Source organism: Lentzea miocenica, assembly GCF_033949945.1.
Taxonomy (GTDB): domain Bacteria; phylum Actinomycetota; class Actinomycetes; order Mycobacteriales; family Pseudonocardiaceae; genus Lentzea; species Lentzea miocenica.
This window is the reverse complement of sequence record NZ_JAXAVW010000047.1, coordinates 1-26,472: the sequence shown is the minus strand read 5'-3', so window position 1 is coordinate 26,472 and position 26,472 is coordinate 1. Positions and strand designations below refer to the sequence as shown.

20 protein-coding genes are annotated in these 26,472 nt (G+C 68.2%); 8 read left to right on the top strand and 12 right to left on the bottom strand.

The annotated features are described in order from the left end of the window. Window positions 1–5: 5 nt before the first annotated feature. Both SK803_RS41170 and SK803_RS41165 read left to right on the top strand, forming a co-directional pair. The gene (locus tag SK803_RS41170; RefSeq protein ID WP_319971641.1) at window positions 6–1,442 is read left to right on the top strand and encodes a family 43 glycosylhydrolase; all 1,437 of its coding nucleotides are present in this window, start codon (window positions 6–8) and stop codon (window positions 1,440–1,442) included. An 8-nt stretch (window positions 1,443–1,450) separates the two neighbouring features. Then, a complete protein-coding gene (locus tag SK803_RS41165) occupies window positions 1,451–2,896 on the top strand; it encodes a family 43 glycosylhydrolase (RefSeq protein ID WP_319971640.1) in 1,446 nt (481 codons plus the stop codon). A 19-nt stretch (window positions 2,897–2,915) separates the two neighbouring features. Here SK803_RS41165 and SK803_RS41160 read toward each other — a convergent pair whose 3' ends face one another. Further along, window positions 2,916–3,923, bottom strand: coding sequence for a LacI family DNA-binding transcriptional regulator (locus tag SK803_RS41160; protein ID WP_319971639.1), 1,008 nt, complete (start codon window positions 3,921–3,923; stop codon window positions 2,916–2,918). A 342-nt stretch (window positions 3,924–4,265) separates the two neighbouring features. On the opposite strand from SK803_RS41160, the gene SK803_RS41155 reads away from it, so the two are divergent. From SK803_RS41155 to SK803_RS41145, 3 genes are read left to right on the top strand one after another with little or no spacing between them, the layout of a single operon-like run. Further along, window positions 4,266–6,512, top strand: coding sequence for a rhamnogalacturonan lyase (locus SK803_RS41155; RefSeq protein WP_319971638.1), 2,247 nt, complete (start codon window positions 4,266–4,268; stop codon window positions 6,510–6,512). Beyond that, entirely contained in the window at window positions 6,509–7,501 is a 993-nt protein-coding gene (locus SK803_RS41150) for an SGNH/GDSL hydrolase family protein (RefSeq protein ID WP_319971637.1), read from the top strand. Before SK803_RS41155 ends, SK803_RS41150 begins: the two co-directional genes overlap by 4 nt. 40 nt (window positions 7,502–7,541) lie before the next feature. Continuing rightward, a complete protein-coding gene (locus SK803_RS41145) occupies window positions 7,542–8,504 on the top strand; it encodes an acetylxylan esterase (protein WP_319971636.1) in 963 nt (320 codons plus the stop codon). Between the two features lie 256 nt (window positions 8,505–8,760). Here SK803_RS41145 and SK803_RS41140 read toward each other — a convergent pair whose 3' ends face one another. Together SK803_RS41140 and SK803_RS41135 are read right to left on the bottom strand one after the other, a co-directional pair. Then, window positions 8,761–11,427, bottom strand: a complete 2,667-nt coding sequence (locus SK803_RS41140; protein ID WP_319971635.1) for a cellulose binding domain-containing protein — start codon at window positions 11,425–11,427, stop codon at window positions 8,761–8,763. A gap of 113 nt (window positions 11,428–11,540) precedes the next feature. Beyond that, window positions 11,541–11,951, bottom strand: a complete 411-nt coding sequence (locus SK803_RS41135; protein ID WP_319971691.1) for a discoidin domain-containing protein — start codon at window positions 11,949–11,951, stop codon at window positions 11,541–11,543. A 7-nt stretch (window positions 11,952–11,958) separates the two neighbouring features. On the opposite strand from SK803_RS41135, the gene SK803_RS41130 reads away from it, so the two are divergent. Next, window positions 11,959–12,198: a GNAT family N-acetyltransferase gene (locus SK803_RS41130; RefSeq protein WP_319971634.1), complete on the top strand. Its 240-nt coding sequence runs from the start codon at window positions 11,959–11,961 to the stop codon at window positions 12,196–12,198. Here SK803_RS41130 and SK803_RS41125 read toward each other — a convergent pair. After that, the gene (locus tag SK803_RS41125) at window positions 12,163–13,545 is read right to left on the bottom strand and encodes a BNR repeat-containing protein (protein ID WP_319971633.1); all 1,383 of its coding nucleotides are present in this window, start codon (window positions 13,543–13,545) and stop codon (window positions 12,163–12,165) included. The genes SK803_RS41130 and SK803_RS41125 overlap by 36 nt on opposite strands. Window positions 13,546–13,703: 158 nt before the next feature. Here SK803_RS41125 and SK803_RS41120 point away from each other — a divergent pair, with 158 nt between their 5' ends. Then, complete coding sequence (locus tag SK803_RS41120) at window positions 13,704–17,375, top strand: glycoside hydrolase family 2 TIM barrel-domain containing protein (protein ID WP_319971632.1); 3,672 nt, start codon at window positions 13,704–13,706, stop codon at window positions 17,373–17,375. A 78-nt stretch (window positions 17,376–17,453) separates the two neighbouring features. On the opposite strand, the gene SK803_RS41115 is transcribed toward SK803_RS41120, so the two are convergent. Next, the gene (locus SK803_RS41115; RefSeq protein ID WP_319971630.1) at window positions 17,454–18,098 is read right to left on the bottom strand and encodes a TetR/AcrR family transcriptional regulator; all 645 of its coding nucleotides are present in this window, start codon (window positions 18,096–18,098) and stop codon (window positions 17,454–17,456) included. A 165-nt stretch (window positions 18,099–18,263) separates the two neighbouring features. Here SK803_RS41115 and SK803_RS41110 point away from each other — a divergent pair, with 165 nt between their 5' ends. Next, window positions 18,264–19,538, top strand: a complete 1,275-nt coding sequence (locus SK803_RS41110; RefSeq protein WP_319971629.1) for a YncE family protein — start codon at window positions 18,264–18,266, stop codon at window positions 19,536–19,538. A 50-nt stretch (window positions 19,539–19,588) separates the two neighbouring features. On the opposite strand, the gene SK803_RS41105 is transcribed toward SK803_RS41110, so the two are convergent. The 7 genes from SK803_RS41105 to SK803_RS41075 form a co-directional block, all read right to left on the bottom strand. Beyond that, window positions 19,589–20,371 carry a family 16 glycosylhydrolase gene (locus SK803_RS41105; protein WP_319971628.1) on the bottom strand — a complete coding sequence of 261 codons (783 nt, stop codon included), beginning with the start codon at window positions 20,369–20,371 and terminating at the stop codon, window positions 19,589–19,591. An 88-nt stretch (window positions 20,372–20,459) separates the two neighbouring features. Continuing rightward, a complete protein-coding gene (locus SK803_RS41100; RefSeq protein WP_319971627.1) occupies window positions 20,460–21,170 on the bottom strand; it encodes a cupin domain-containing protein in 711 nt (236 codons plus the stop codon). Beyond that, entirely contained in the window at window positions 21,167–22,054 is an 888-nt protein-coding gene (locus tag SK803_RS41095) for a DUF6807 domain-containing protein (protein WP_319971626.1), read from the bottom strand. The genes SK803_RS41100 and SK803_RS41095 overlap by 4 nt, the downstream gene beginning before the upstream one ends. Beyond that, window positions 22,036–23,118, bottom strand: a complete 1,083-nt coding sequence (locus tag SK803_RS41090) for a Gfo/Idh/MocA family protein (protein WP_319971625.1) — start codon at window positions 23,116–23,118, stop codon at window positions 22,036–22,038. The genes SK803_RS41095 and SK803_RS41090 overlap by 19 nt, the downstream gene beginning before the upstream one ends. Beyond that, complete coding sequence (locus SK803_RS41085) at window positions 23,115–24,422, bottom strand: ABC transporter substrate-binding protein (RefSeq protein WP_319971624.1); 1,308 nt, start codon at window positions 24,420–24,422, stop codon at window positions 23,115–23,117. The genes SK803_RS41090 and SK803_RS41085 overlap by 4 nt, the downstream gene beginning before the upstream one ends. Window positions 24,423–24,439: 17 nt before the next feature. Further along, the gene (locus SK803_RS41080) at window positions 24,440–25,297 is read right to left on the bottom strand and encodes a carbohydrate ABC transporter permease (protein ID WP_319971623.1); all 858 of its coding nucleotides are present in this window, start codon (window positions 25,295–25,297) and stop codon (window positions 24,440–24,442) included. Continuing rightward, complete coding sequence (locus tag SK803_RS41075) at window positions 25,287–26,210, bottom strand: carbohydrate ABC transporter permease (protein ID WP_319971622.1); 924 nt, start codon at window positions 26,208–26,210, stop codon at window positions 25,287–25,289. The genes SK803_RS41080 and SK803_RS41075 overlap by 11 nt, the downstream gene beginning before the upstream one ends. Window positions 26,211–26,472 lie beyond the last annotated feature (262 nt).

Sequence of the window (26,472 nt, the reverse complement as noted above, 5' to 3'; positions counted from 1 at the left end):
AGTGGATGAAGGCCTTCCACCGCGTCGCCGTGCTGATGCTGGCGGCTGTCACCTGTTTGATCGGGATGCCCGTACCGCACGCGGCAGCCTCGCCCGCCGTGCGGTACACGAACCCGATCGCCGAACGGCGTGCCGACCCGCACATCTTCAAGCACGCCGACGGCTTCTACTACTTCACCGCGACCGTGCCGGAGTACGACCGGATCGTCCTGCGCCGGGCGACCACGATCCAGGGTCTCTCGTCGGCGCCGGAGACCGTGATCTGGCGCAAGCACTCGAGCGGTGAGATGGCCGCGCACATCTGGGCGCCGGAGATCCACTTCATCAACGGCAAGTGGTACGTCTACTTCGCCGCGGGACGCAGCGACGACATCTGGCGCATCCGGATGTACGTGCTGGAGAGCTCCAGCGCAAACCCGCTGACCGGCTCGTGGACCGAACGCGGCCGCATCACGACGCCGTGGGACACCTTCTCACTGGACGCGTCGACGTTCGTGAACAACGGCGTGCGGTACCTGCTCTGGGCCCAGCAGGAGCCGGGCATCTCCACGAACTCCAACGTGTACATCGCCCGCATGGGCGCGAACCCGTGGACGATCACCGGCTCGGTGACCCGGCTGGTGGTACCGACGCTGGCCTGGGAAACCCGCGGGTTCAAGGTGGCGGAAGGGCCCGCGGTCCTGCAGCGCAACGGAAAGATCTTCCTGACGTACTCGGCCAGCGCCACCGACGCGAACTACTGCCTCGGCATGCTGACCGCGTCGGCGTCGGCGAACCCGCTCACGGCGTCGTCGTGGACCAAGAGCCCGACCCCGATCTTCACCACCAACGAGGCCACCGGCCAGTACGGGCCCGGCCACAATTCGTTCACGGTGTCCGAGGACGGCCTCAGCGACGTCATGGTCTACCACGACCGCAACTACCGCGACATCAACGGCGATCCGCTCAACGACCCGAACCGCCGCACGCGTGTGCAGAAGGTCTACTACAAGTCCGACGGCACACCGGACTTCGGCATCCCGGTACCCGACGGCCCCACCCCGGTGCGGCTCAGGTCGTACAACCTCCCCGACCGGTTCGTGCGGCACTGGGAGTACCGCGCGAAGCTCGAACCCGCCGTCTCCCCGCTGGCCGACTCGCAGTTCAAGCTGGTGACCGGCCTGACCGGCTCCGGCACGGTCTCGTTGGAGTCGACGAACTTCCCCGGCTACTTCCTGCGCCACCGCAACCTCGAACTGTGGGTGGAGCGCAACGACGGCGGCACCCAGTTCCGCGACGACGCCAGCTTCTCGCAGCGGCCAGGACTCGCGGCGAGCGCGGCGGTGTCGTTCGAGTCCATCAACCGGCCGGGCAGCTACGTCCGGCACAGCAACGGGTTGCTCAACCTGCAAGCGGTGACCGACGCCCAGGGACGGGCCGACGCGACGTTCGTGCTGGAGTGAGGAGAACCATGACAGCGACAGCCCGCTTGCTCACCGTTGCCGTGTTGGTCGGCGCGACCGCGGTGGCATCGCCGGCCGCGGCGGCCACAGTGGACACGAACGCGTCCTACGTGCTGGTCAACCGCAACAGCGGCAGGGCGTTGGACGTGTACAACCTGGCCACGAACGACGGCGCGCCGATCGTGCAGTGGTCCCGCAACGACGGCGCCTGGCAGCAGTGGCAGTTCGTGGACTCCGGCGGCGGCTACTACCGGCTGAAGTCCCGGCACAGCGGCAAGGTGCTGGACTTCCCGTCCACCGCGGACCGCGCCGGGCTCGTGCAGACGACCGACGCCGGCCGCACCGGCCAGCAGTTCCGGCTGGCCGACTCCGACGGCGGCCACGTCCGCCTGATCAACCGCGCCAGCGACAAGGCCCTCGACGTGCTGGACTTCTCGACCGCCGACGGTGCGCAAGTGATCCAGTGGCCGGACACCCAGGCGAGCAACCAGCAGTGGCAGCTGGTCAAGCTGGGAGCCAGCACGTTCACCAACCCGATCAAACGCAACGGCCCCGACCCGTGGCTCCAGTACTACAACGGCTACTACTACCTGGCCACCACGACGTGGAACTCCACGATCACCATGCGCCGGTCCCGCACGCTGGCCGGTCTGTCGAGCGCCGCGGACACCGTGCTCTTCACCCTCTCGGGCAGGCCCAACGGGTGCTGCAACATGTGGGCGCCGGAGTTCCACCTGCTCAACGGCCGTTGGTACCTGTACTACGTGGCAGGCCAGAACGTGCCGGACTACAACCCCACCCAACGCCTGCACGTGCTGGAAAGCTCCGGCACCGACCCGATGGGCCCGTACACGTTCAAGGCCGATCTGGGTTCTACCTGGGAGCTGGACCCGAGCATCCTGCAGCACAACGGCAAGCTCTACCTGATGGGCAGCGCGATCGACGGCACCCAGAGCCTCACCATCACCCCGCTGTCCAACCCGTACACGATCAGCGGGGCGCGGCGCACCATCTCCCAGCCCACCCTGGCGTGGGAACGGCAGACCGGCGCGGTCAACGAGGGCGCGGAACCGTTGTACCGCAACGGCCGCGTGATGATCGTCTACTCGGCCAGCGCCTGCTGGGGCCCTGACTACAAGCTCGGCCTGCTCACCCTCACCGGGTCCGACCCGCTCAACCGATCGCATTGGACGAAGTCACCGAACCCGGTGTTCCAGCGCAACGACGGCAACGGCGTGTTCGCGCCCGGCCACAACGGGTTCTTCAAGTCGCCCGACGGCACGGAGGACTGGATCGTCTACCACGCCAACGACAGCGCTTCGGGTGGCTGCGACATGAACCGCTCCACCCGCGCGCAGAAGTTCAGCTGGAACGCCGACGGATCACCGAACTTCGGCACGCCGGTCCGGCTCGGCGTTCAGCTCGCCGCGCCATCAGGTGAGCCCGCCGGCTGATCGGGCGTCACCTCAGATCTCAGGCACGGCGCAGGCGCGGGGTCGTGCTCGCGCGGCCGGAGAGTTTCGGGGGCAGCAGGGTCAGCGGTGCCGTCGGATGTCCGTTCAGCCGGGCGACGAGCAGTTCCATCGCCTGCCGGCCCAGTTCCTCCGCCGGCAGCTGCACCGAGGTCAGCTGCATCTGCTCCGCGAGCTCGTCCGGGCAGATCGCCACGACGGCCACGTCGTCGGGAACCCTGCGGCCCAGCGCGCGCAGGCTGCCCGCCACCCAGCCGAGCGCCGCCTCGTTGTGCACGACGAGCGCGGTCATCCCCGGTTGCGAGCGCAGGAGAGAACGCACGGACCCCAGCACCGACTCGTAGTCGTCCTCGGTGGGCAGCGCTGTCGAAGCGATCCCACGCCGCATCGCCGCGGCGCCGAACCCGGCCATCGTGCGTTGCGCGTAGCCGGTGTTGCGCTGGTACACGACGCTCGGGGCGCCGAGGAACCCGATGTAGCGGTGGCCCAGGTCGGCCAGGTGATCGACGCACCGCGCGCCGGCGGCCTCGAAGTCGAGGTCCACGCAGGTCAGCCCCTTGACCGCGGCCGGGCGTCCGATGAGGACGGACGGCTGTGCCATCTGCCGCAGCAACGGCACCCGGTCGTCGTCCAGTTCGACGTCCATCACCAGGAAGCCGTCGACCTGGGCGCTGCCCGCGACTCTGCGCAGGCCCTGCGCGCCCTGGTCCGCCGTCACCAGCAGCACGTCCATGTCGTGCCTGCGGGCCGTGGTGACGGCCGCGGTCACGAACCGCATCAGCACGGGCAGGTGCACACCAGGTCGCAGCGGCAGCACCAGTGCCACCACGTTCGCCCTGCTGCTCGCGAGCGCCCTTGCCCCGGCGTGCGGGTGGTAGCCCAGCAGCCGGATGCTCTCCCTGACCTTCGTGCGGGTCTGCGGCGAGATCGACCGCTTGCCCGTCAGCACGTAGGAGACGGTGCTCGGCGCGACGCCGGCATGCCTCGCCACATCCGCGATGGTGACCACGCTGGCACCTCCGGTGTTGGTGGAACTCTCACGATTGACAGCCGAGCTCCAGCTCGGCCGGCCGGATCCCCGGGGCGTTGAACACGGCGACGATGTCGTGCCTCAAGGCGCACCCCTCCTGGTCACCGAGGATGAATCGAATCGCTTCGACCGGACGTCGTGAACGTGGCACGGCTCACAGCGGCCGTCAAGCGACCAAGGGACCGTTTCGACTTGTTCGACACATTTTCTGTCGAATGGCCCCGCCGATTCGACATCTCGTTTGGGAAAACGCTTTCCGCATTACGTGCCAACACATTTGGACTCTTGCGTCACGTGCTGGAACGGTTCATCGTAGCCGCCGTGGATCTGCGACGAAGCGTGCTCCCCTTGGTGATCACCGCCGTTCTCGCCGGGCAGTTGCCCGCCTCCGCGCACCCGTCGGCCGGCGAACACCTCGACCGCGGGCTCGTCGCGGCCACCACCGGGACCGGGGTGCACCTGAGCTGGCGCCTGCTCGGCCGGGAGGCCACCGGCGCCACCGCCACCGGCATCGCCGGACCCGATTTCGCGGTCTACCGCAACGGCAGGCGCATCGCGACCGTCACGGACAGCACCACCTACGTCGACGCGAACACGACACCCGGTGCTCAGTATCAGGTTGCCCCCGTACACCGAGGCGTCGCGCTGGGGCGGAGCAAAGCCGTGACGGCCTGGGCGGAATCGCATCGCGACCTGCCGCTGCGCAAACCCGCGGACGGTGTGACACCGGCCGGTGAGCGCTACACCTACTCCGCCAACGACGTCAGCGTCGGTGACGTGGACGGCGACGGGCAGTACGAGTACGTCGTCAAGTGGGATCCCAGCAACTCCAAGGACGTCTCGCAGGTCGGCTACACCGGACCGGTGTACCTCGACACGTACCGTTTCGACGGCACGTTCCTGCACCGGATCGACCTCGGCGTGAACATCCGGGCGGGCGCGCACTACACCCAGTTCCTCGTCCACGACTTCGACGGCGACGGCCGCGCGGAGCTGATGACGAAGACCGCGCCTGGCACGCGCGACGGCCGCGAGCGGTTCATCACGATGCCGCGTGAGGACGTCCGGGCTGGCTACTCGCATTCCGACGACTACCGGCTCAGCCCCGAGGGCTACCGTCAGCACCTCATCGGCGTGTTCCGCGGCTGGGACAGGCATCCCGAGGTGGTCGCCGGGCGCTGGCCCGCGACGCTGGAGCAGGCGTTCGGCATCGAACCCCGGTACGCCTACCCGCTGTCCACTGAGGACGCTTCCGCGTTGGTGGACCACTTCGTCGACGTCTACGCGCCGTCCCGCAGCGCCAACAACAAGCTGCGCCAGTTCGCCGGTTTCGTCGTCGACGGCCCGGAGTACCTGACGGTGTTCGACGGCGCCACCGGGCGGGAGTTGCAGACCGTCCGCTACGAGCCCGGCCGCTCCGACGACGGACTCATGTGGGGCGACTACGCCATGTCCCGCGTCGAACCGGGCAACCGCGTGGACCGGTTCCTGTCCGGAGTCGCCTACCTGGACGGCAGACGCCCGTCCGCGATCTTCGCCCGCGGCTACTACACCCGCTCCACGGTCGCGACCTACGACTGGGACGGCCGGCGGCTCAAGAAGCGCTGGCTCGTCGACAGCGGCTGGGTGCCGATGACGAACCCGTTCAACGACACCCCGCACGGCCGCGACGGCACGAACCCGAGCCACGCTGAGCTCACCACCCAGGGCGCCCACTCGTTGAGCGTCGCGGACGTGGACGGCGACGGCAGGCAGGAGATCATCTACGGCGGCGCGACGCTCGACGACGACGGCTCGCTGAAGTACAGCTCCACCGGCGTGCTGCCACCGGGCAGCGCGGACCCCGGCGCCGCGGTCCGGGTCGGGCACGGCGATGCCCTGCACGTCACCGACATCGACCCGAACCGCCCAGGACTCGAGATCTTCATGGTCCACGAAGGCGCGCGCAACGCCCCGTACGGCTACGCGATGCGCGACGCCCGCACTGGCGCAGTGCTGTACGGCGCCTACTCCGGCATGGACACCGGCCGCGGCATGATCGGCGACGTCCGCCCGGACGTGCCGGGCCTCGAAACCTGGTCGTCCATGCCGAACGGCTCGGACTCCGGCGGTCTCTGGAGCGCGGACGGCCGCAGGCTCGACACCCGTTCTCCCGGCACGAACATGAGCATCCGCTGGGCCGGCGATCTGACCACCCAGATCGTGAACGGCGCCCAGGACGTCACGCCGACCATCGACGACTGGCGGCGCGGCACGCTGCTCACGGCGTCGGGAACCCGGACCAACAACGGCACCAAGGGCACTCCCTCGCTGGTGGCCGACGTGTTCGGCGACTGGCGTGAGGAACTGGTCGTGCGCACCCAGGACAGCACGGCGCTGCGCTTCTACCTCAGCACCGAGCCCACGAACCACAAGATGTACACGCTCATGCACGACCGCCAGTACCGCGTCGAGGTCGCCCGCCAGCAGACCACCTACAACCAGCCGTCGTACCCGAGCTTCTACCTCGCCTCGGACACCGACTGGTCGCGCGTTCCCCTGCCCTCGCACCGATTGGCCGCACCGTGAAACTCCTCGTCGCCGCAGCCGTCCTCGCCAGCACCGTGGTCGTGGTGCCGTCCGCTGCCGCCGCCACGCCCACCGACCCCAACGTCCGGTACTTCGGCCGTTGGAACACCAGCACGTCGAGCGCCTACGTCTCCGAATGGGCGGGCGCGTACCTGACGGTCGGTTTCACCGGCCGGTCCGTGAAGCTCAACCAGCGCCGCGCGATCGACTTCTTCGTCAGCATCGACGGCGGCCCCGACGTGTCGTACGTGAACCGCAGCGGCACCGTCGACCTGACGCCGACGAAGCTCGCGACCGGGCGGCACACCCTGCGCGTGTCGTACCGCCCGATCGCGGGCTCCTACAAGGGCGACGCGGTGTTCCAGGGCATCACGCTCGACCCTGGCGAGAGCACCTTCGCGCCGCCCGTGCCGTCGAAGATCATCGAGTTCGTCGGCGACTCGATCACCGTCGGCCAGCAGTCGTCAAAGCAGGCGCTCACCGCGTACGGCTGGCTCACCGGCGAAAAGCTCAAGACCGGCCACACCCAGATCGCGGTGGGCGGCGCGTGCCTGCACCCGGCCGCCGACGGCTGCCTGAGCATGCGGGAGGGCTTCCTGCGCACCGGCCTCGCGCTGACCGCCCCGGCGTGGAACTTCGGCCGGTACAAGGCGAACGCGGTCGTGATCAACCTCGGCACGAACGACGTCGGGCACAGCGTCACCAAGGAACAGTTCCGCTCCTCCTACGTCACGCTGCTGCAGCGCGCACGGCAGAAGTACCCGACGGCGGCGATCTTCGCGCTGGGCACGTTCCGCAAGCGATACCTTCCGGAGACCCAGGCGGCGGTGCAGACTCTCACCGACGGAGGCGACCGCAACGTCTACTTCGTGAACACCGAGGGCTGGATCAACGAGGCCACCGACACCACGGACAACGTGCACCCCAACGACCAGGGCCACCGCAAGATCGCCGACCGCCTCGCCCCGATCGTCGCCGCCAAGATCTAGCGGCCCGACCACGAATTCGCCGCCGCCCCTAGGAGAACGCGTGCCTCTCGTCGACATGCCCGAGGAAGACCTGCTCCGGCACCGCGTCACCACGCCGGAGCCAGCCGACCTCGACGAGTGGTGGGCCGCCCAGCTCGCCAGGACGGCGGCCGAGGCGAAGCCCGTCGTCCTCACGCCGCACGAGCCCGAGCTCTACCAGCCGTTGTCCGTGTACGACGTCGAGTTCTCCGGCGCGCACGGCCATCCCGTGCGCGGCTGGTACCTGCGCCCGCCCGGCGACGGCCCGCTGCCGGTGGTCGTCACCTACATCGGCTACGGCGGCGGTCGTGGCCTGGCCGCGCAGCACACGTTGCTGCCGAGCCTGGGGTTCGCGACGTTCGTGATGGACAGCCGGGGTCAGGGCGGCCGGTGGTCGGTGGGCGCCACGGCCGACGCGGGCGCGGGCACCGGTCCCGAGCACCCCGGCGTGATGACCAGGGGCATCGCAAGCCCCGACGACTACTACTTCACCCGGCTGTACCTCGACGCCGCACGGGCCGTGGACGTCGCGGCCGAACTGCCCGGCGCCGACCCGGACCGCATCGCCGTCACCGGTGGCAGCCAGGGCGGCGCACTGGCCCTGGCCGCCGCGGCCCTGACCGACAAGGTGAAGGTCTGCCACTCGGACGTGCCGTTCCTGTGTGACCTGCACCGCGCCATCAGGATCGGCGGCACCCCGCCGTACACCGAGATCAGCGACTTCCTCGCCCAGCACGACGCGCTCGTGCCCGCCGCGATGGAAACGCTTCAATACGTCGACTGCGCGCTGCTGGCCCGCCGGATCACCGCGCGGTGCCTGTTCAGCGTCGGGCTGATGGACGAGACGTGCCCACCGTCCACTGTGTACGCCGCGTACCACGAGGTCCGCGCGCCCAAGCAGATCACGGTGTCGCCGTTCGGCAAGCACACCACGCCCACCAGCCACGTCGAGACGCAACTGCGTCACCTGCGGGAGTTCCTCTGAGCAGGCCTCCAAAGTTCTGTCCGTGACTCGCCAACCCGGCCGCGCCTGGCCCTGATGGCGTCTGCAAGTACCTCCAACTCAACATCAACAGGCACTTTTCCACGACCAACAGCTCCCTCGGGCCTGCCGGTTCGGCAGACAACGAACAGATTGGGTGTGGTTGAGGGCGATTCGATCAAGGGTTGGTAGTACTTGCAGACGCCAGTCGCGACCGACCGGGGCAGCGCCGGCGCGGCCGCCCCGGTCACACCAGCGGTCACTGCACCGCGCACGGCCGATCGTTGAGCGTGAACGACACCGGTTTCGTGTTCGTCCCCGTCCAGCTCCCGGTGAACCCGAAGCCGACAGTCGCGTTCGGCGCGATCTCCTTGTTGTAGCCCTGGTCGGCCACGGTCACCGCGGCACCGGTCTGGGTGAGCTTGCCGTTCCACAGCTGGCCGATCACCTGGCCGTTGGCGAACGTCCACTTCAGCGTCCATCCACTGATCGCGGCCGATCCGGTGTTGGTGATGTCGACACCGCCCTGGAACCCGCCCTGCCACTGGTTCGGCACGGTGTACTTCACCGCGCACCCGGTACCCGGTGGCGGGCCAGTGGTCGTGGTGGTCGTGGTTGTCGTAGTCGTGGTTGTCGTCGTGGTGGGCGGAGTTCCGGTCATCTCGCCGAGCACGATCCCGCGCCCGTTCGTGCCGAGGTAGACGCGGCCGTACACCCGCGGGTCACCGGTGATCGCGTCCTGGATGTTGCCGTACTGGTGCCGGTCGTCGTTGATCCGCACCCAGCTCGCACCCGTGTCGTCGGACCGGAAAACACCCTTGACGCCGGCGACTTCGCCGATCAGGTACAGCGCGGGGTAGGCACGTCCCGGTGCCGCCTTGCCGAACCCGATGTTGAGCGAGCTCGCCACACCGGTGACCTTCGCGAAGCTCGCGCCGGAGTCCGTGGACCGCCACAGCCCGCCCTGGCCCGCGAGCCACACGTCGCCTTCCTTGCCCGCCACGGCCTGGAAGCGCGCTGAGGTGGGCAGCCCGGTCGCGGCCGTCGCGGTGAACGCGGCGCCGCCGTTGGTGCTCACGTAGAACTTTCCCGCGGCGAAGCCGTAGAACTTCATCGGGTTCACCCGGTCCGACTCCACGACCGCGCCCGCCGGGATGCCGGTCGACGCCGCCCACGAGTTGCCGAAGCCGGTCGCGTGGTGCACGCCGGTTCCCGCGGGACTCCAGACGAACCTGCTGCCGTCGGCCGCCGCCGCGACGGTGCCGCCACCGGTGACACCGCCGGGTTCCTGGCCCTGGAACCAGTTCGCGCCGCCGTCGGTCGAGAACGCGACCCGGTTGTCGTTGGGCCTGCTGGTCTTGTCGAAGTCACCGGCGCGCACGATCGTCGCGGGGTTGAGCTCGGCGAAGTCCAGGCTGCGCGTGGTGGTGAAGTACGGCTGGGTGAACGTCCTGGCCGGCACCGCGTCCAGCCGGTCGTGCCGGAACCCGCCGATGTCCCCGAGCGCGCTGATCAACGGCGGCCCGGACGGAGGACTGATCAGGTCGTTCACCGCGGTCTCCTCGAGCCCCGCTGCCATCGGCCTGATCGTGAGCTGGGTGCCGCGGTCCCACGCCGTGAGGTCCGTGGTGCCGTACAGCGTGGCGCCGGTGCCGTACATCATCCGGTCGGAGTTGAACGGGTCGATCTCCATCGACTCGGTCATCCAGCCGAGCTTCGGGGAGACCTCCGGCGGTGCGGGGGTCGCGCCGAGGTCGAGCCACGGCGACGCGCTGATGTCCATCTTGTAGCGGAAGCTGCGGTTCGGATAGCTCGTCCAGTCCCAGATCCGCGTCCACGTGGCGCCGTGGTCGGTGCTGCGGAAGAAGGTGACGTCCGGCCACCACGCGATCTGCGTCGCGACCATCAGCGTGCCGGGCTTCTTGCGGTCCACGGTCAGGCCGCTGTAGCCGAACGTGTTGTCGGCGCTGCTCGACGGCACGGGGCTGATCTGCGTCCACGCGCCGGTCGCGGTGTTCAGCTTCCAGACGTCGCCCTTGGCCCCGTCGTACGGGCCACCGGTGTCACTCGTGGCGAGGTAGAGCGTGTCGCCTTCGAGCACTCCCTTGTGCGGCAGGAAACCCGTGGGCTGCCCGGCCACGCGTTCCCACGTCGAGCCGCCGTTCGTGCTGCGGTAGACGTTGTTCTGCTTGTCGGCCACGCCCACGTAGATCGTCTGCGTCGCCGTCGAGGCGCTTCCGGTGCGCGGGTCGAACGTCACCCACAGCACGCCCTGGTTGTCGGTGAGATAACCGTTGGGGTCGCTGGGGTCCTGCACGTAGTTGCCGGGGTTCGGGAACGCCGTCACCTTGCTCCAGGTGGCACCGAAGTCCGTGCTGCGCCACAGGCCGTTGCCGCTCGGCGCGCCGAAGTACAGCACGCTGTTGCGGTTCGGGTCGATCGCGAGCCGCTCCCCCATGCCGCGGCCGGGCATGTTGCCGCCGACCTTGAACGGCAACGTCGTGGTCTGCCAGGTGGTGCCGCGGTCGGTCGAACGCAGGATCGCACCGTTGTTGGGATCCCAGCTGTTCGTGTACATGCCGGCGGCGACGTACACGCGGTTCGGGTCGACGGCGTCGGTGGCGAGGCTCGCCACGCCGTTCAGCCCCCAGTTGTCGAGGCCGACGTGGTCGAGCAGCGGAATCCACCTGTTCGTCTGCGGGTTCAACCGATACGCACCGCCGATGTCGGTGCGCGCGTAGACCAGATTCGGCTCGCGCTGGTTGAAGACGATGCCGGGCACGAACCCGCCGCCGGCTATGTCGACGTTGCCCCAGGAATACGTCTCGGCCGCGGCCGCGGAATGGCCCGCGCTCGTCATGTGTGCCACCACGACGAGCGCGGACATCGTCACCGCCGCCAGTGCGCCCGCGAGAGCTCTCCGCATCGGGAATTCCCTTCACCGTTTCGGGAAGTGTCCGGCGGCGCACCATTTATTTCAATCAGCACTGACGATTTCGAATCGATTCGATCGCACCGCCAGGTCGAATTCCCCCGAATTCACGGAGTCGGCGCCTTCGCCAGCACCTCGATCTCACCGAGGGTGAGATACCCGGACGGACGCGCGGTGAGAACGACCCGCACCGCGGTCGCCGGAGGTGACGGGTTCAGCACGACCTCCGTCCTCAGCGCGGTCACCTCGACCTCACCGCTCGCGTCGATCCACGCACCGTCCACCGAACGCAGCTGCACCTTGAGACTCTTGGCCACACTGCCCTCGCCGTCGCGGTAGGAATGCACGGCGACCCGTGTGAGATCACGGATCTTCGGCAACGTGAACGTGATCGTGCCGGCCGGGTTCTTGGTCCCGGACCGCCAGTTCGACCACGCCTTCTCCTCCGTCACGCCGTTGCGCAGCCGGTCCGCGGAACAGCCGGACTCGGTGTAGGTCGCCGAGACTGCCGCGTCCAGCGCCGCGGTGCACCCGGATCATCGCGGCCACGGCTACGTCGACCAGCTGCTGCGACTGGCCTGCCGCACGGCGCGTCAACTGGGGTCCACCGGGATGCTCTCGGACACCGACGTCCTCAACGTCCCGATGATGCAGGCCTTCCGGCGCAACGGTCACAGCTCCGAGTCCCGCGCCCGGCACAAGTGGATGCACCGCGGGACGGTGCCGCCGCTAACCCAGCCGGAAGTCGGCGACGCGGATCGGTGACGGCGTGGTGCCGCTGGAGATCTGCTGGTACTGCACCGACAGGATGCCCTGCGACACAACGCGGGACGTGTCCACGTTGACCTCCCCGAACGCCTGCAGCGACGGGCGGTCGAACACGGTCGTCCAGTCCGTCCACCCGCTCGCCTTGCTCGCCGCCACGATCTTGCCGCGCGGCATCACCAGGTAGGCGTTGTCGTTGCGGTCCAGCACGATCTTCGTGCGCTGGGTGTGGTTCGGCGGGATCGGCACCTCCATCTTGGTCCACCTGCCGTCCGCGCCGCGGAAGACGTGGAACGTGCGGCCGTACTGCGCGCGCTGCTGGGCGTAGTTCGAGACGCACTGGGTGAAGCGGCCGGGCACGTAGCTGATCACCACGTGCGGCCGGCCGCTCGTGTCCACCGCCTGACTCTCCTGGTTCATCAGGCCGTGGTTCGGGTCGAGCGGGTCCACCACCAGACCCGGTGAGGTGATGCTCACCGGTGTGGCCAGCGCGGTTCCCGCGCTGTTGCGCCATGTCCGGCCGCGGTCGTCGCTGTAGACGTAGCCGGTGTCGTGGTTGGTCAGCCCGCCCTGGTTGCAGAGCACGCCGGAGTTGCCTTCACGCCAGGTGAAAGCGGCGTGCAACCGTCCACTTCGGTCATATGTCAGGCCGTGCAGGTACATGTTGCGGGTGGTCGACACCACGCCGTTCGGGCCGGTGTAGGAACCGGTGGCGGACGACCATCCGCCGAGCTTGCGCCACGTGCCGCCGGTGTACTCGGCCAGTTCGTTGACGCCGTTGCCGGAACCGCCGGTGCGGTAGCTGAACTGCAGCCTTCCCTCTGGTGTCACCACGAACTGCGGGTAGGTCATCGAACCGAGTTCAACGCTCCCGAGCGTTCGTTGCACCTCGCCGAACGACGCGGTGTTCCACGGTTGTGCGCCGATCGCGAGGCCGGGCTTGGAACGCAGGTAGAACAGGCGCGTGTTGTGCGTGTCCATGGCGACGTGGATCGTGTTGTCCTGCGGGGAGATCCCCAGCGAGATCACGTTGTGCGAGTCGTCGGCGCTGAGCCGGTGTGGCAACACCACGGTCTCCCACCGCGCGCCGCCCACGTTCCTACGCGCGATCACGGCGTTGCGGCTCGCGGTGTACCAGGCGGCGTACTGACGTCCTTGGTAGGTCACGATCGCGTCCTGCTGGAACGAGTTGTTGTTCACCACCCCGTCGTAGGAAACGAAGTACAGCGCCGAAGGATCGAGCACCGTGTCGCTCACGAGACTCACACCGGGTGCGGCCTGCGCGGTCACCGGCACCGAAAGCGCGACCGCGACCGCGGTCAGCAGAGGAACGAACGTCCTGGCCATGCCTCGGCAGCGTGCTTTCGAACAACATCGAACGCAAGGGCTTCCTCGTTCGATAACCGCATCGACGGTGTGAACGTCGCCTACCTCGCGGCCCCTTGTCGCACCAGGAAACCGGCTGTTCACTTGTGTTCGGTTCTGTCTGAACATGGAGGTTCAGCGTGCGGCGCGCGATTGTTCTTGCAACAGTCATGGTGGTTGCGGCGGGTTCGACGACACCGATCGCCGCCGCCGTCGATCCCCCTCCTGACGTGCACACCTATCTCGAAGATCCGCGCAGGACCGGCGAAGGGCAGCAGCCGCACCACGCGTTCCTCCGCCAGCAGCCGGGCTTCACGCGCACGCTCGACGGCAGGTGGCAGATCGCGATGGCGGACAAGCCCGCCGACGTGCCCGCGCGGTTCTACGCCGACGACTACGACACGTCCCGCTGGCGCACGGTGACCGTGCCGCACACGTGGCAGACCGACGGCCTGGACCACCCGATCTTCCGCAACATCGCGACCGAGGTGCAGCCCGACGACCCGCCCCGCGTTCCCCGTGACATCAACCCGACCGGCGCCTACGTCCGCGACTTCGACGTTCCGGCCGACTGGACGCAACGCACGACGTTCGTCCGCTTCGAGGGCGTGACGTCGGCCTACTTCGTGTGGGTCAACGGAAAGTACATCGGTTACGACCAGGGCGGCTACACCCCGGCCGAGTTCGACATCTCCTCCGCGCTGCGCCCAGGCCGCAACAAGATCGCCGTGCAGGTGCACCGCTGGAGCGCAGGTTCCTACCTGGAGGACTACGACCAGTGGCGGTACTCGGGCATCTTCCGCTCGGTGTCGCTGTACTCGACGCCCGCGACGTTCATCCAGGACGTCACGTTGCGCACGGATTTGGACGCCACCTACACCGACGCCACGCTCACCGCCGACGTCGAACTGGGCCACCAGACCGGCGGCACGCACCGCGTCACGGCCAGCCTGCGTGACGCCCGTGGCACCGAAGCGGGTTCGGCAAGCCAGGAAGTGTCCGGCAGCACCGCACGCCTCACGCTGCCCGTGCGCAACCCGGCCAAGTGGACCGACGAGACGCCGAACCTCTACACCGTCGTCCTCACCCTCACCGGGCCGGACGGCCAGACGCACGTCGTCACCGAGACCACCGGCTTCCGCGAGATCGAGATCCGCGACAAGGTGTTGCTGGTCAACGGGAAACGCGTGCTGTTCAAGGGCGTCAACCGCGCGGAGACCGACCCGGACCACGGCCGGCACGTCCCCCGCGAGGCTCAGGAACGCGACGTCGAGTTGATGGAGCAGCTCAACGTCAACGCCGTCCGCACCTCGCACTACCCGAGCGACCCGTACTTCTACGACCTCGCCGACCAGCACGGCATCTGGATCGACGACGAGGTCGACATCGAGACCCACAACCACGAGAACTGCGCCCGGTGGTGCCAGGCCAACCAGCCCGAGTGGCGCGACACTTTCCTGGACCGGCTCATCGGCATGGTCGAGCGGGACAAGAACCACCCCAGCGTGTTCATGTGGGACACCGGCAACGAGGCAGGGCTCGGCGCGCACCACTACGAGATGGCCAGGTGGCTCAAGGCCAACGACCCGTCACGGCCGATCTACCACCAGTCCAACAACCCCGACGGTGACGCGCCGTTCGCCGACGTGTGGGGGCCGCGCTACCCGTCGCCGGAGCGGTTCGCGGAGCAGGCGAAGACCACGACCAAGCCGTTGATCTTCGGTGAGTACGCGCACGCGATGGGCAACAGCCTCGGCAACTTCCGCGAGTTCTGGGACATCATCCGCGCCAACCCGCAGACGCAGGGCGGGTTCATCTGGGACTGGGCCGAGCAGAACATCAAGCAGAAGACCCTGATCACGCCGGACAGCTCCGGCAACAACATCACCGCGCTGCTCTCCGGGGCGCCGGAACTCGTCGACGGCCACCGCGGCAAGGCGTTGTCGCTGTCCGGACTCGACGACTTCGTGGAGGTCTACCGCGACCGCAAGCTCGACATCACCGGCACCGCGCTGACGTTGGACGCGTGGGTCAAGCCCGGCAAGTGGACCGGGCAGTTCCCGATCATCGCCAAGGGCGACCACCAGTGGACGCTCAAGATGAAGAACGAGACCACGCTCGAGTTCTTCGTGCACAGCGGCACCTGGCGCGCGGTGCAGGCGAAGGTGCCCGCCGACTTCTACGGCAAGTGGCACCGGGTCAGCGGCACGTACGACGGCACCGCGCTGCGGCTGTACATCGACGGCGCCGAGGTCGGCGTGCTGCCGTTCACCGGCGTGATCGACTACTCGGCGGCGGACGTGAACATCGGCCGTGACTTCGAGATGTCCTGGAACGACCCGTCGTCCGTCGGCTGGATGGCCCGCGGCGAGGTCGACGACGTGCGCGTCTACGACCGGGCGTTGCCAGCGGCCGAACTCGGGGTTTCCTCGGCCCCGGCCGGCGGCGCCGTGCTGGCGCTGGACTTCGACCGGGTGCGGGAACGCGGCACGCACCTGGCGTACGGATCGACGCTGTCCGGTGTGGACGGTCTGATCAACACGGACCGCACGCTCCAGCCAGAGGCACTGCAGATGGCGTGGGCACACCAGCCGATCCGGTTCGCCTACTCCGGTAGCGTGCTGTCGGTAACCAACGAACGCCAGTTCACGGGCACTGACGACCTCACCCTGCGGTGGCGGGTCGCGGAAGGCTCACGAGTGGTCAAGAGCGGCGACCAGCCGTTGCGAATGGGCAGCGCTTCGACCGCGCAGATCCCGCTGCCGGTACCGGTCAACGACGCCGATCGCGAGCGGTTCCTGACCGTCGAAGCGGTCACGTCCGCGGGTCACGCCCTCGCGCACGACCAGTTCTCACTGGGCGGCAGCCGGATTCCGGGTCTGGACAAGGCTCCGCTCGACTGGGCTGTCGTGTTCACCCACGAGGACGAGGCCAAGGTCACCGCGACCGCGGCCGGCGCGACCTACACGGTGGACAAGAAGTCCGGCGTGCTGACGTCCATCAAGTCGTGGGGCCGGGAGCTGCTCACCAGCGGCCCGAAGCTCGACGCGTGGCGGGCGCCGATCAGCAACGAGACCTTCACGTGGGGTCGCGCGGAGGGTGAGGACTGGCGCAAGGCCGGCCTCGACCGCCTCGAGACCACGGTGAGCGGTGTGCGTGTGGAGAAGGACGGCCATAAGACCACGCGGATCGTCGTGGACAGCAAGGTGGCGGCGCCCGGTGTGAGCGGGGCGTGGTTCGACCAGACGATGGTCTACGCGGTGGACTCGGCCGGCGTGCTTCGACTCGGGCACCGGGTGACGCCGCAGGGTTCCATGCGCACGCTGCCGTACCTGCCCCGCATCGGCGTCCAGCTGTCGGTGCCGGACCGGTACTCCGAGTTCTCCTGGTACGGGCGGAAAGCAGAGAGCTATGTCGACCGCAAGGACGGCACGCCGATCGGGGTGCAGTCGACCTCAGTGGCCGACCAGTACGTCGAGTACCACCGCCCGCAGGACCACGGCAACCACACCGACACCCGGTGGGCGCTGCTCACCGACGGCCGCACGTCCGGCCTGCTGGTGTCGGGTGCTCGTGAGGTCAGCGTGACGCAGTACGACGACATCGAGCGCGCCGCGTACCCGTTCATGTTGCAGCGCAACAAGGGTTACTTCACGCTGCACGCCGACCACGCCGTGACCGGTGTCGGTGACACGCCGAACCCGGTGCGGCAACGCAACCAGGTCCGTCCTGACAGCACCTACGAGTACACGCTCACGATGCGACCGCTGACGTCGCAGGAGGCCTGGTCAGGCAAACCGGCGGGAGCCTGACCGGAGGAGGTGGCCCCGGCATCCGCGCCGGGGCCACCTCCTGTCACGCCCGCTCCGTCCGATGTGGACGTTCTGTGCTCACTCGGCGATCTGGTACCTGCCGAGCACCATCTGGGCCAGCTCGTCCGCGACCTCGTCCAGCGTCGCGTCGACCCACCCGACGACCCAGTCGTGCATGAGTCCGTTGACGGCGCCGATGATGGCCGCGGCGGTGATGCGGTAGTCGCCAGGAGGGATCTCGCCGCGGGCGGCGGCGTCCGCGGCCAGCTGGTTGATCATCTCGACCCAGACGGCGCGGCGTTCGAGGCGCTGGCGGTCCATGCGAGGGCTGACCCCGACGACCTCTACGTAGGCGATGCGGGCGTGCCGCGGGTCGACGCAGGCGCCCTTCACGTAGGCGTGCACCAGGCGGGGAAGCAGCTCCGGCAGACTCAGGTGCCCGGTACCGGGCAGCGCCTCGGCGACGGCCTTCCCCGCCACGTCGTTGACGTGGAGGTGCAGATCGGCCAGCAGATCTTCCAGGGCGTGGTACTCCTCGTAGAACTGGCGGCTCGACAGACCGGCTGCCTTGCACAGATCACCCAGGCGGGTCCCCCGGAAACCCGGTCCGGTGCCGAACGTCTCCAGGCCCGCTTCCCGGAACCGCCCGCGCCGCTCGTCCCGGCGCTCGGCCGCGTCCTTGCCGCCGTAACGACCCTCCGCCGGGGTGATCCTGCCTGCCACGGCGCCTCCAACGGATGCATGCGGTTGTTTCCTCCACTGGCTCTTGTGGCCGGGATCACGCCAGCCTACTATCCAGTAGGTAGAATCTGAACTTGACCAAGTTCAGATCTCCCCTGCGGCACGCGCCCTGCCTTGTCGGCGCCCACTTCACTCGGAGATGCAACGATGCACGCTTCGTCCAACCCTGCGCGGAAACCTTCCGGAAGCGCTCTCACGCGCCGCCGCCTCACCCACGCTGTCGCCGCGGCGGCAGTGCTCGCCGCCTGCCTCACCACGCCGGCCGCCTCCGCGGCGCCGCTGCGTGAGGTGATGTTCGTCGGCAACAACTGGGACGGCACCGCCGACGTCATCAAATCCACCGGTGACTTCGCCAAGATCGGCCGGATCAACGTCATCCCCGACAAGGACCAGCGACTCACCGAGATCTACCTCAACCCGATCAAGCTGGCCTTCTTCCTCGGTATTCGCTCAGGCCCCGGCGAAGGGCACGACCAGTTCGTCGACGACATGTACTCCACCCCCGACGGCACGGCCATGGTCGTCTCACGCCCCAGCTTCGCCGACGTCGTCTCCCTCGACCTCGCCACCGGCAACATCAAGTGGCGGTTCCCCGTGTCGGGCTTCCGCTCCGACCACATGGCCGTCTCCCCGGACGGCACCAAGATCGCGGTTTCGGCGTCGACGTCCAACACCGTGCACGTGCTGGACATCAACACCGGCCGGCAGCTCGGCTCCTTCAAGACCGGTGACAAGCCGCACGAGAACGTCTTCACCAACGGCGGCAGGTACCTCTGGAACATGTCGATCGGCGAGGTCAACAACAACTTCGACGCCCCGTGGCAGGACTTCCTCAAGGGCGACCGGCACATCACCGTCGTCGACGCCGCCACCTACCAGGTCGTCCGCACCATCGACATGCGCGGCAAGCTGGACGCCTTCGGCCGCAAGGACCTGTCCAACGCCGTGCGGCCCGCGACGTTCAGCCCCGACTTCTCGAAGCTGTACTTCCAGGTGTCGTACTTCAACAGCTTCATCGAGTACGACGTCGCCACCGACAGGATCACCCAGGTGAAGACCCTGCCGAAGAACCCGAACACCAGCGACGACCGCACCACCTTCGTCAACGACTCACGCCACCACGGCCTGTCCATGAGCCCGGACGGCAGCAAGCTGTGCGTCGCAGGGACCATGGACGACTACGCCACCGTCGTCGACCGCGCCACCCTGCGGCAAGGCCCGCTCGTCACCGCCTCCAAGCCCTACTGGGCCACCGTCAGCGGCGACGGCCGCCAGTGCGTCATCTCCGAAAGCGGCGCCGACCAGGTCACCGCGATCGACTTCGGCACCGGCCAGAAGGTCGTCTCCGTCCCCGTCGGCGACCACCCGCAACGCGTCCGCGTCGCCCACATCACCGCCGGGTGGACCGGCCCCACCAGCTGACCACCGGTGCGAAGTGGTGGCCCCCGGTGTGCACCGGGGGCCACCTCCTTTCACGCCCGCGTCCGTCCGATGTAGACGTTGCGAGCGCGGTAGACCGTTTCCGCGGTGGGACCAGGACTGCCGGACGAGCCCTCCATCTGCAGGTTGATGATCACCCACAACGGCTTGCCGACGAAGTTCTTCGCGGTGTGCTGGGCGATCCACTTGCCGTCGAGGTAGTAGTGGATGTCGACGTCGGTGTTGTTCACCTTGGTCATCCAGGCCCGGTAGGTGTGCCACGAGCCCGGCGAGGACACGCCGACGATCGAGCTCGACACGTCACTGGACGTCCGGAAGGTGTTGAACCAGTTCCGGTTGTCCCCCTTGAACTCCACGATGTCGCTTTCGGGCGGCCAGCTGTTGACGCCGGTCAGCCAGAACGCGGGCCAGGTGCCGCGGGTGGACGGTGCCTGGAAGTCGCCCTTCACCTCCCAGTTCGGGAACTGGTTGTTCACCACCACGTGCTCCTTCGCGTGGATCGCCCCGGAGTGGTAGCGGATGGGCAGATGCGGAACAGCCCCGCTGTTGCCCTCGTCCCAGGAGATGCGCGTCGCTTTGACCGTCAGCACGCCGCCGGACAGCGACACGTGGTTGTGGTCGCTGGAGCTCGCGTACATCCTGGCCGTGCCGTTGTGGTCGGAGCCCCAGGGGTAGCGGTAGTTCCATTCCGACTCCAGCGCGCCGTAGCCGCTGAAGGAACCCGTCCCGATCACGTCTTCCCACGCCGCCGCGTTCGCGGGGGTGGCCAGAGCGGTCGTGAGGACGACGACGAGTGCGCCCGCTGCGATTCTCATCGCCTCACTGTCCAGCACCAAGTCGCTGTGGCACAACGGCTTCGTCGATTCGACGGGCAGTTCGACCAGGCGGTTCGACTCGACGGGGTCAGTCGTGCGGTGACCGGCCCTCACCGGGGTCGTGCACGTCGAGCCGGCCGCACATGCCCAGCCGTTGCGGGCCCTCCGCGCGCATCACGTGGATGTCCGCTTCGGCGAGATGCCCGATGTCGCCGTCCCGCAACCGGTCCAGGTGCTCCCCGGTCAGCTCGGCGGCCGCCCGCGCGCCTTCCCGCCACCGCTGCTCCCACGCGTCCAAAGCGTCCTGCTTCAGCCGCACGGCAGAGCGGTAGAAGTCGTCCAGCGCCGCGTGGTCACCGGCGACGACACGGCCCCGCAGCTCCAGAAACCCTTCCAGGGCGAGGTCCCTGCGACGCCGGGCCGACTCCTCGTCCCCGGCCTGAGCGTGCGCGGAGTAGTTCGCGGAATCAGCCAGCACCGAAGGCGGGAACGTGAACACCGCGTCGCCCGCCTCCGGCAGGCCGCTGTTCTGCATCACGACGATGATCCGCAGGTCGCCGTCGTTGACCAGGCGGTGGATCGTGCCGGGCGTGAACCACGCGACCGTGCCCTCGCGCAACGGGGTCGAGGCGAACCCGCGGCGGGTCAGGGTCTGCACGCTGCCCTGACCGCCGATCACGTAGTAGCACTCCGCGCAGGTGAGATGGACGTGCGGCGACCCTCCGCACAGCCCGTCCACCGTCGGCCAGTCGTACACCCGCAGACCGGAGATGCCCACCCCGCCCGGAAACGGCGTCACCACGGGTGGGCCTCCACATAGGACTCCAGATGATCCCGGCCCCACTCCCCGGAAGCGACGACGAGCCGGTAGCGCAGGGTCAGCGTCTCGCCCGGTGCGACCTCCACCGTGTCGTGGAAGGCGAACGAGGGGTTGACGGCCGCGAACGGGGTGCTGCGCACGAACCAGTGCGTGCCCTTGTTGTCCGGGTGGTCCAGGAACAGCAACGTCGACGAGCGGTCCACCTCGTCGTGGTGGCCGACGAACGCGAGCCACCGGGCGGCCTTGCCCATCATCTCCTGCCCGGCTCCCCCGTCGGCGGCGATCACCGTGCCGTCGGTGAACGAACGCGGGCCGCGCCAGAAGAACCCGGTGTAGCCCGCGAGCTCACGGCCGTTGGTGGTCGGGCTGCCGAAGACCAGCGGTTCCGAACGCAGGTTCGTCAGCTCGGAGCGGAACTCCAGCGTCCACGAGTCGTCCTCGACGTCGCGCACGGTGAACGAACGCGTCTCGTGGACCCAGTGCTGACCAGCCTCGGTGAACCACGACAGCAACTCGTCGAACCGCGCTTCGGCCGGCGAGGCCGTGAACTGCTCGTGCCGCATGGTGCCGACGTTCGGCAGCGCCACGTAACCCTGGTCGCGCACATAGGTGACGCCGCCCCAGAAGTTCTCGCCCGACACGTCGGTCGCCGTCATCTGCACGCCTTTGTGCCAGCGGTGGTCGTGCGGCCGGAACGCCGTCACGACGTCACCGGCCAGCGTCCGCACGGGGTGCAGATAGGGCTTCGGGCCTTCGAACGCGGGTGTCGACGGCGTGTGCACGTAGGTGAAGAGCTCGACGTCACCTACCGACACGACGAGCACCTCGTCGTCCTGCCGCGAGATCACCGGGCGTTCGCCCATGGAGCACCGATTCCTTCCATCGTCGCGTAGAACGGGCTGTCCGGCCCGATCTGCCCCGCCTTCACCACGGTCCCGGTGAACGCCGAGGCGTACAACGCCGCGATGAACTCCATGGTGTTCCGCGTGTCCGCCAGCGTCACCGGCGGTGTCTCCCCACTGTCCAGCGCGTCGAGGAACGCCGCCATCTGACACCGGTGGCCGCTCACCATCCCCGACTGCTCCTCGCGCCACCGCGCCACGACGTCGTCGTGACCGGGCGCGGGAGTGACCGTCCAGTGCGCGTCCGTGTAGCCGTAGAGATGCTCCACCTCGACCGTGGCGCGGTCGAAGTCGAACCTCAGCTCCGAGGTCTCCCGCGGCGACAGCACGGAGTTGACCACCGAGGCGACCGTGCCGTCGGCGAAGGTCACCAGCGCCATGGACACGTCCTCGGTCTGCACGGCACGGGCCTGCCGGGCCGCGACCGCGCGGATCTCCTGCCACGGCCCCAGCACCGACAACATCAGGTCGAACTGGTGGATGCCGTGGCCCATCGTCGGACCGCCGCCCTCGTTCTCCCACGTCCCGCGCCACGGCACGTCGAAGTAGGCGTCGCCGCGGTACCAGAGCGTGTCGCACTTCGCCACCAGCGACCTGCCGAGCACGCCCTCGGAGACCAGGCGCCGCAACCGGATCGCGGCCGGGCCGAAGCGGTGCTGAAACACCGTCGCGACCCGGCCGGACGACAACCGTTCGGCCGCGATCAGCGTGTCGATCTCGCTCAACGACAACGCCGGTGGCTTCTCGACGAGCACGTTCACGTTGGCGGCGAGGCATTCCAGCGCCAACGGCGTGTGGTGACGCGGCGGCGTGCAGATGTGCACCACGTCCAGCTGTTCCTCGTCCAGCAGCGTCGCCAGCCGCGGACGCACCCGAGGCACGCCCCATTCGCCGGCGAACGCGGCGGCGCGATCGGCGTCCACGTCCACCACCGCGACCAGCTCGATGCGCTCTCCCGCCGCCCGCAACGCCTCGGCGTGGGCGGACGCGATCGCACCGGTGCCGACGATGGCCGCGCGCCTCACTTCGCCGCGTCCACTTCTGCCTGGAGCTCCTTGATGAACGACGCTGCCGCCGCGTCCGGTGTGGTCCGGCCGAACAGCACGTCCTCGGTGTGCCGCTTGAGGATCGTGTCGACCGTGCTGGCACCGTTCGGCGTGATCCGCGGCGGGTCGCTGACCGGCACGGTGTCGAGGTACTCCTTCGCGGCCTTGTCGGTCTCCTTGAGCTGGCCGGAGATCGCGTCGCGGATCTTCTGGTTGGCGGGCACGCCGCGTTCGGTCAGCAGGATCTTCGCCGCTTCCTCGTCGTTGGCCAGGAAGCTCACGAACGCCGCCGCCTCCGCGGGGTGCTTCGAGCGGGACGACACCGACCAGAACATCGACGGCTTGTAGTAGGCGCCGGGCCTGCCCTGCGACTCGCCGGGCAGCCGCAGCAGCTTCAGCTTGGCGCCGCTGGCGGCGGTCAGCGCCGTGAGCTGGGTGTTCCACCACAGTCCGAACGCCGCGGTGTTGGTCGCGGTGGCGGACTGGTTCAGCCCGGCGGAGGCCTTCTCGACGGTGACCGACGGCGCCGCCGCGATCCCGGACTTGGCCAGGTCGAGGATGTACTGCCAGTAGTCCCGCGCGATCTCCTGCGGCAGCACGACCTTGCCCCCGGCGTCGAACATCGCCTTGCCCTGCTGCCGTGCCCGGATGCTCAGCCCCGCCGTGTCGTTGATGCCCGGCGACTGCACGCCGAACACCTGACCGCCGCCGGCCTTGGACACCTGCTCGCCGATCTTCTTCAGGTCGTCCCACGACCACTTCGTGTCGTCGGGCACGGGGATGTCGTACTTCGCCAGCAGATCGGTGTTGACCATGATCGAGTACATGCCGAGGCCGACCGGAAGCCCGTACTGCTTGCCGTCGACAGCGCCGGTCGCCAGCGCCTTCTGGTCGAAGTTCGACGTGTCGAGGTGCTTCTTCGACTCGTTGAGGTCCAGCAACGCACCGCGCTCGGCGTAGGAGGCGATGTACAGCTCGTCCATCTGCATGATGTCCGGCGCGTCGTTCGCGGCCATGGTCGTGGCGAGGCTGTCCCAGTAGCCGTTCCACTCCTTGAACTCGCCCTTGACGGTGATGTTCGGGTGCTTCTTCTGGAACATCTCGATGACCTGCTGGGTCCGCTTGTGCCGGTCGTCCGCGCCCCACCACGTGAACCGCAGCGTCACCGGTTCCGCGGTCAGCTCTCCACCGGCGTCGGAACCGGACCCGCAGGCGGCGAGCAGGGACGCGGTCAGCGACAGCAGGACGGCCCACGCGGCCCCGCGGCGACTACCTCTGAGCATCAGACCGTTCCTTTCGGCTACTTGCCACCGGTCGTGGCGATCCCCTTGACGAGGTACCGCTGGCCGATGAGGAAGGCGAGGAAGATCGGGAGGAGCGAGACCACGCTCATCGCGAACTGGGAGCCCCACGACGTGGCGACCGTCGAGTCGACGAACGAGCGCAGGGCGACGGGCACCGTGTACATCTCCGGGTCCGTCAGGTAGATCAGCTGGGTGAAGAAGTCGTTCCACGTCCAGATGAAGGTGAAGATCGTCGTGGTGGCGAGCGCGGGTGTCATCAGCGGCAGGACGATCCGCAGGAAGATCCGCGGATGACCGCAGCCGTCGATGCGCGCCGCCTCGTCGAGCTCGCGCGGCAGGCCGCGGATGAACTGCACCATCAGGAACACGAAGAACGCGTCCGTGGCGAGGATCTTCGGCACGATCAGCGGCAGGAACGTGTTCACCCAGCCGATCTGGGAGAACAGCACGTACTGCGGCACGATGATCACGTGGATCGGCAGCATGATGGTGCCGAGCATGATGCCGAACCACCACCGCTTGCCGCTGAAGTTCAGCCGGGCGAAGGCGTAGGCCGCCATTGAGCAAGACACCAGGTTGCCGACGATGCAGCCCAGCACCAGGATCGCCGAGTTGAGCAGGTACGTCCCGAACGACGGGGTGAGCGCGTTCCAGCCCTCGGTGTAGTTCTCGGTCTGGAGGCCGTCCAGGATCAGGCCGGGGCTGCGGAAGATCTCGTCGCCGGGCCGCAGCGAGCTCGCGATCATCCACAGCACCGGGTACAGCATCACGAACCCGATGAGGAGCAGGCCGACGTGCTTGGCCGGCGTCGAGACCCGCCGCGGGAACGGAACCCGCCGAAGCTCAGTCGTCATAGAACACCCAGTACTTCGCCGCCCAGAAGTTGATCGCGGTGAACGCCGCGATGATCAGCAGCAGGAACCACGCCAGCGCGGACGCGTAACCCATGTCGAACCGGCTGAAACCCTGCTGGTACAGGTAGAGCGTGTAGAACATGGTCGAGTCGGACGGTCCGCCGGTGCCGCCGGAGACGACGAACGCCTGCGTGAACGACTGGAACGCGTGGATGATCTGCAGCACCAGGTTGAAGAACAGGATCGGCGACAGCAGCGGCAGCGTGATCCGCCAGAACTGCGACCACCTGCTCGCGCCGTCGATCGCGGCGGCCTCGTAGTAGACCGCCGGGATCTGCCGCAGCCCGGCCAGGAAGATGATCATCGGTGAGCCGAAGGTCCAGACGTTCAGCACGATGAGCGTGGACAGCGCGGTGTCCGGGTCGGAGATCCACCCCTTGCCCTCGACGCCGAAGAACCCCAGCACCCGGTTCACCAGGCCGTCGGTGCCGAAGACCTGGGTCCACAGCACCGCGATCGCCACGCTGGAGCCGAGCAGCGACGGCAGGTAGAACGCCGAGCGGTAGAACGCGAGCCCGCGCAGCCCCCGGTCGAGCAGCAGCGCCACACCCAGCGCGCACGCCAACTGCAGCGGCACCGACACCAGCACGTAGGTGAACGTGACGCGCAGGGCGTTGTGCAACCGCTCGTCGCTGAGGATCCGCGCGAAGTTGTCGAGTCCGATGAACTTCGGCGGCTGGATCAGGTTGTACTTGGTGAAACCGAGGCCGAAGGACGCGAGCACCGGGCCGACCGTGATGAAGACCAGCCCGGCGAACCAGGGCGCGAGGAACCAGAACGCGGCCTTGTTGTCGCGCTTGCGCACTTGGACGCCGCCGTGGCGCAGCTGACGCAGTTCGTCTAGAGCGCTCATGAACTCCTGACCCCGTCGGCTGGAAAACGCTTTCCGGAGTCTGCATCGGGGGTTCCCGAGCGTCAAGCAAGGCCGTCGAACGGCGTCGAACAGCGTTGTCGAACGGAGACGTCCCGTTTCGACAACAGTCCTGTGTGGACTGGTGCTGGCCGCCAACCTTTTTCCCGCGTTCGGCGTTCAGCCGGCTACATCGTGGTGCCGCGAGGCGCCCTGCTGAGCGTTGAAGACCCGGCGAAGGTTGGGGGTCACGCCACTAGTAGTG

Excerpts from the sequence above, each read along its gene's own strand:
- SK803_RS41170 (WP_319971641.1), top strand. The coding sequence starts at position 6 with ATGAAGGCCTTCCACCGCGTCGCCGTGCTGATGCTGGCGGCTGTCACC.
- SK803_RS41165 (WP_319971640.1), top strand. The coding sequence starts at position 1,451 with ATGACAGCGACAGCCCGCTTGCTCACCGTTGCCGTGTTGGTCGGCGCG.
- SK803_RS41140 (WP_319971635.1), bottom strand. The coding sequence starts at position 11,427 with ATGCGGAGAGCTCTCGCGGGCGCACTGGCGGCGGTGACGATGTCCGCG.
- SK803_RS41125 (WP_319971633.1), bottom strand. The coding sequence starts at position 13,545 with ATGGCCAGGACGTTCGTTCCTCTGCTGACCGCGGTCGCGGTCGCGCTT.
- SK803_RS41110 (WP_319971629.1), top strand. The coding sequence starts at position 18,264 with ATGCACGCTTCGTCCAACCCTGCGCGGAAACCTTCCGGAAGCGCTCTC.
- SK803_RS41105 (WP_319971628.1), bottom strand. The coding sequence starts at position 20,371 with ATGAGAATCGCAGCGGGCGCACTCGTCGTCGTCCTCACGACCGCTCTG.
- SK803_RS41095 (WP_319971626.1), bottom strand. The coding sequence starts at position 22,054 with ATGGGCGAACGCCCGGTGATCTCGCGGCAGGACGACGAGGTGCTCGTC.
- SK803_RS41085 (WP_319971624.1), bottom strand. The coding sequence starts at position 24,422 with ATGCTCAGAGGTAGTCGCCGCGGGGCCGCGTGGGCCGTCCTGCTGTCG.
- SK803_RS41080 (WP_319971623.1), bottom strand. The coding sequence starts at position 25,297 with ATGACGACTGAGCTTCGGCGGGTTCCGTTCCCGCGGCGGGTCTCGACG.
- SK803_RS41075 (WP_319971622.1), bottom strand. The coding sequence starts at position 26,210 with ATGAGCGCTCTAGACGAACTGCGTCAGCTGCGCCACGGCGGCGTCCAA.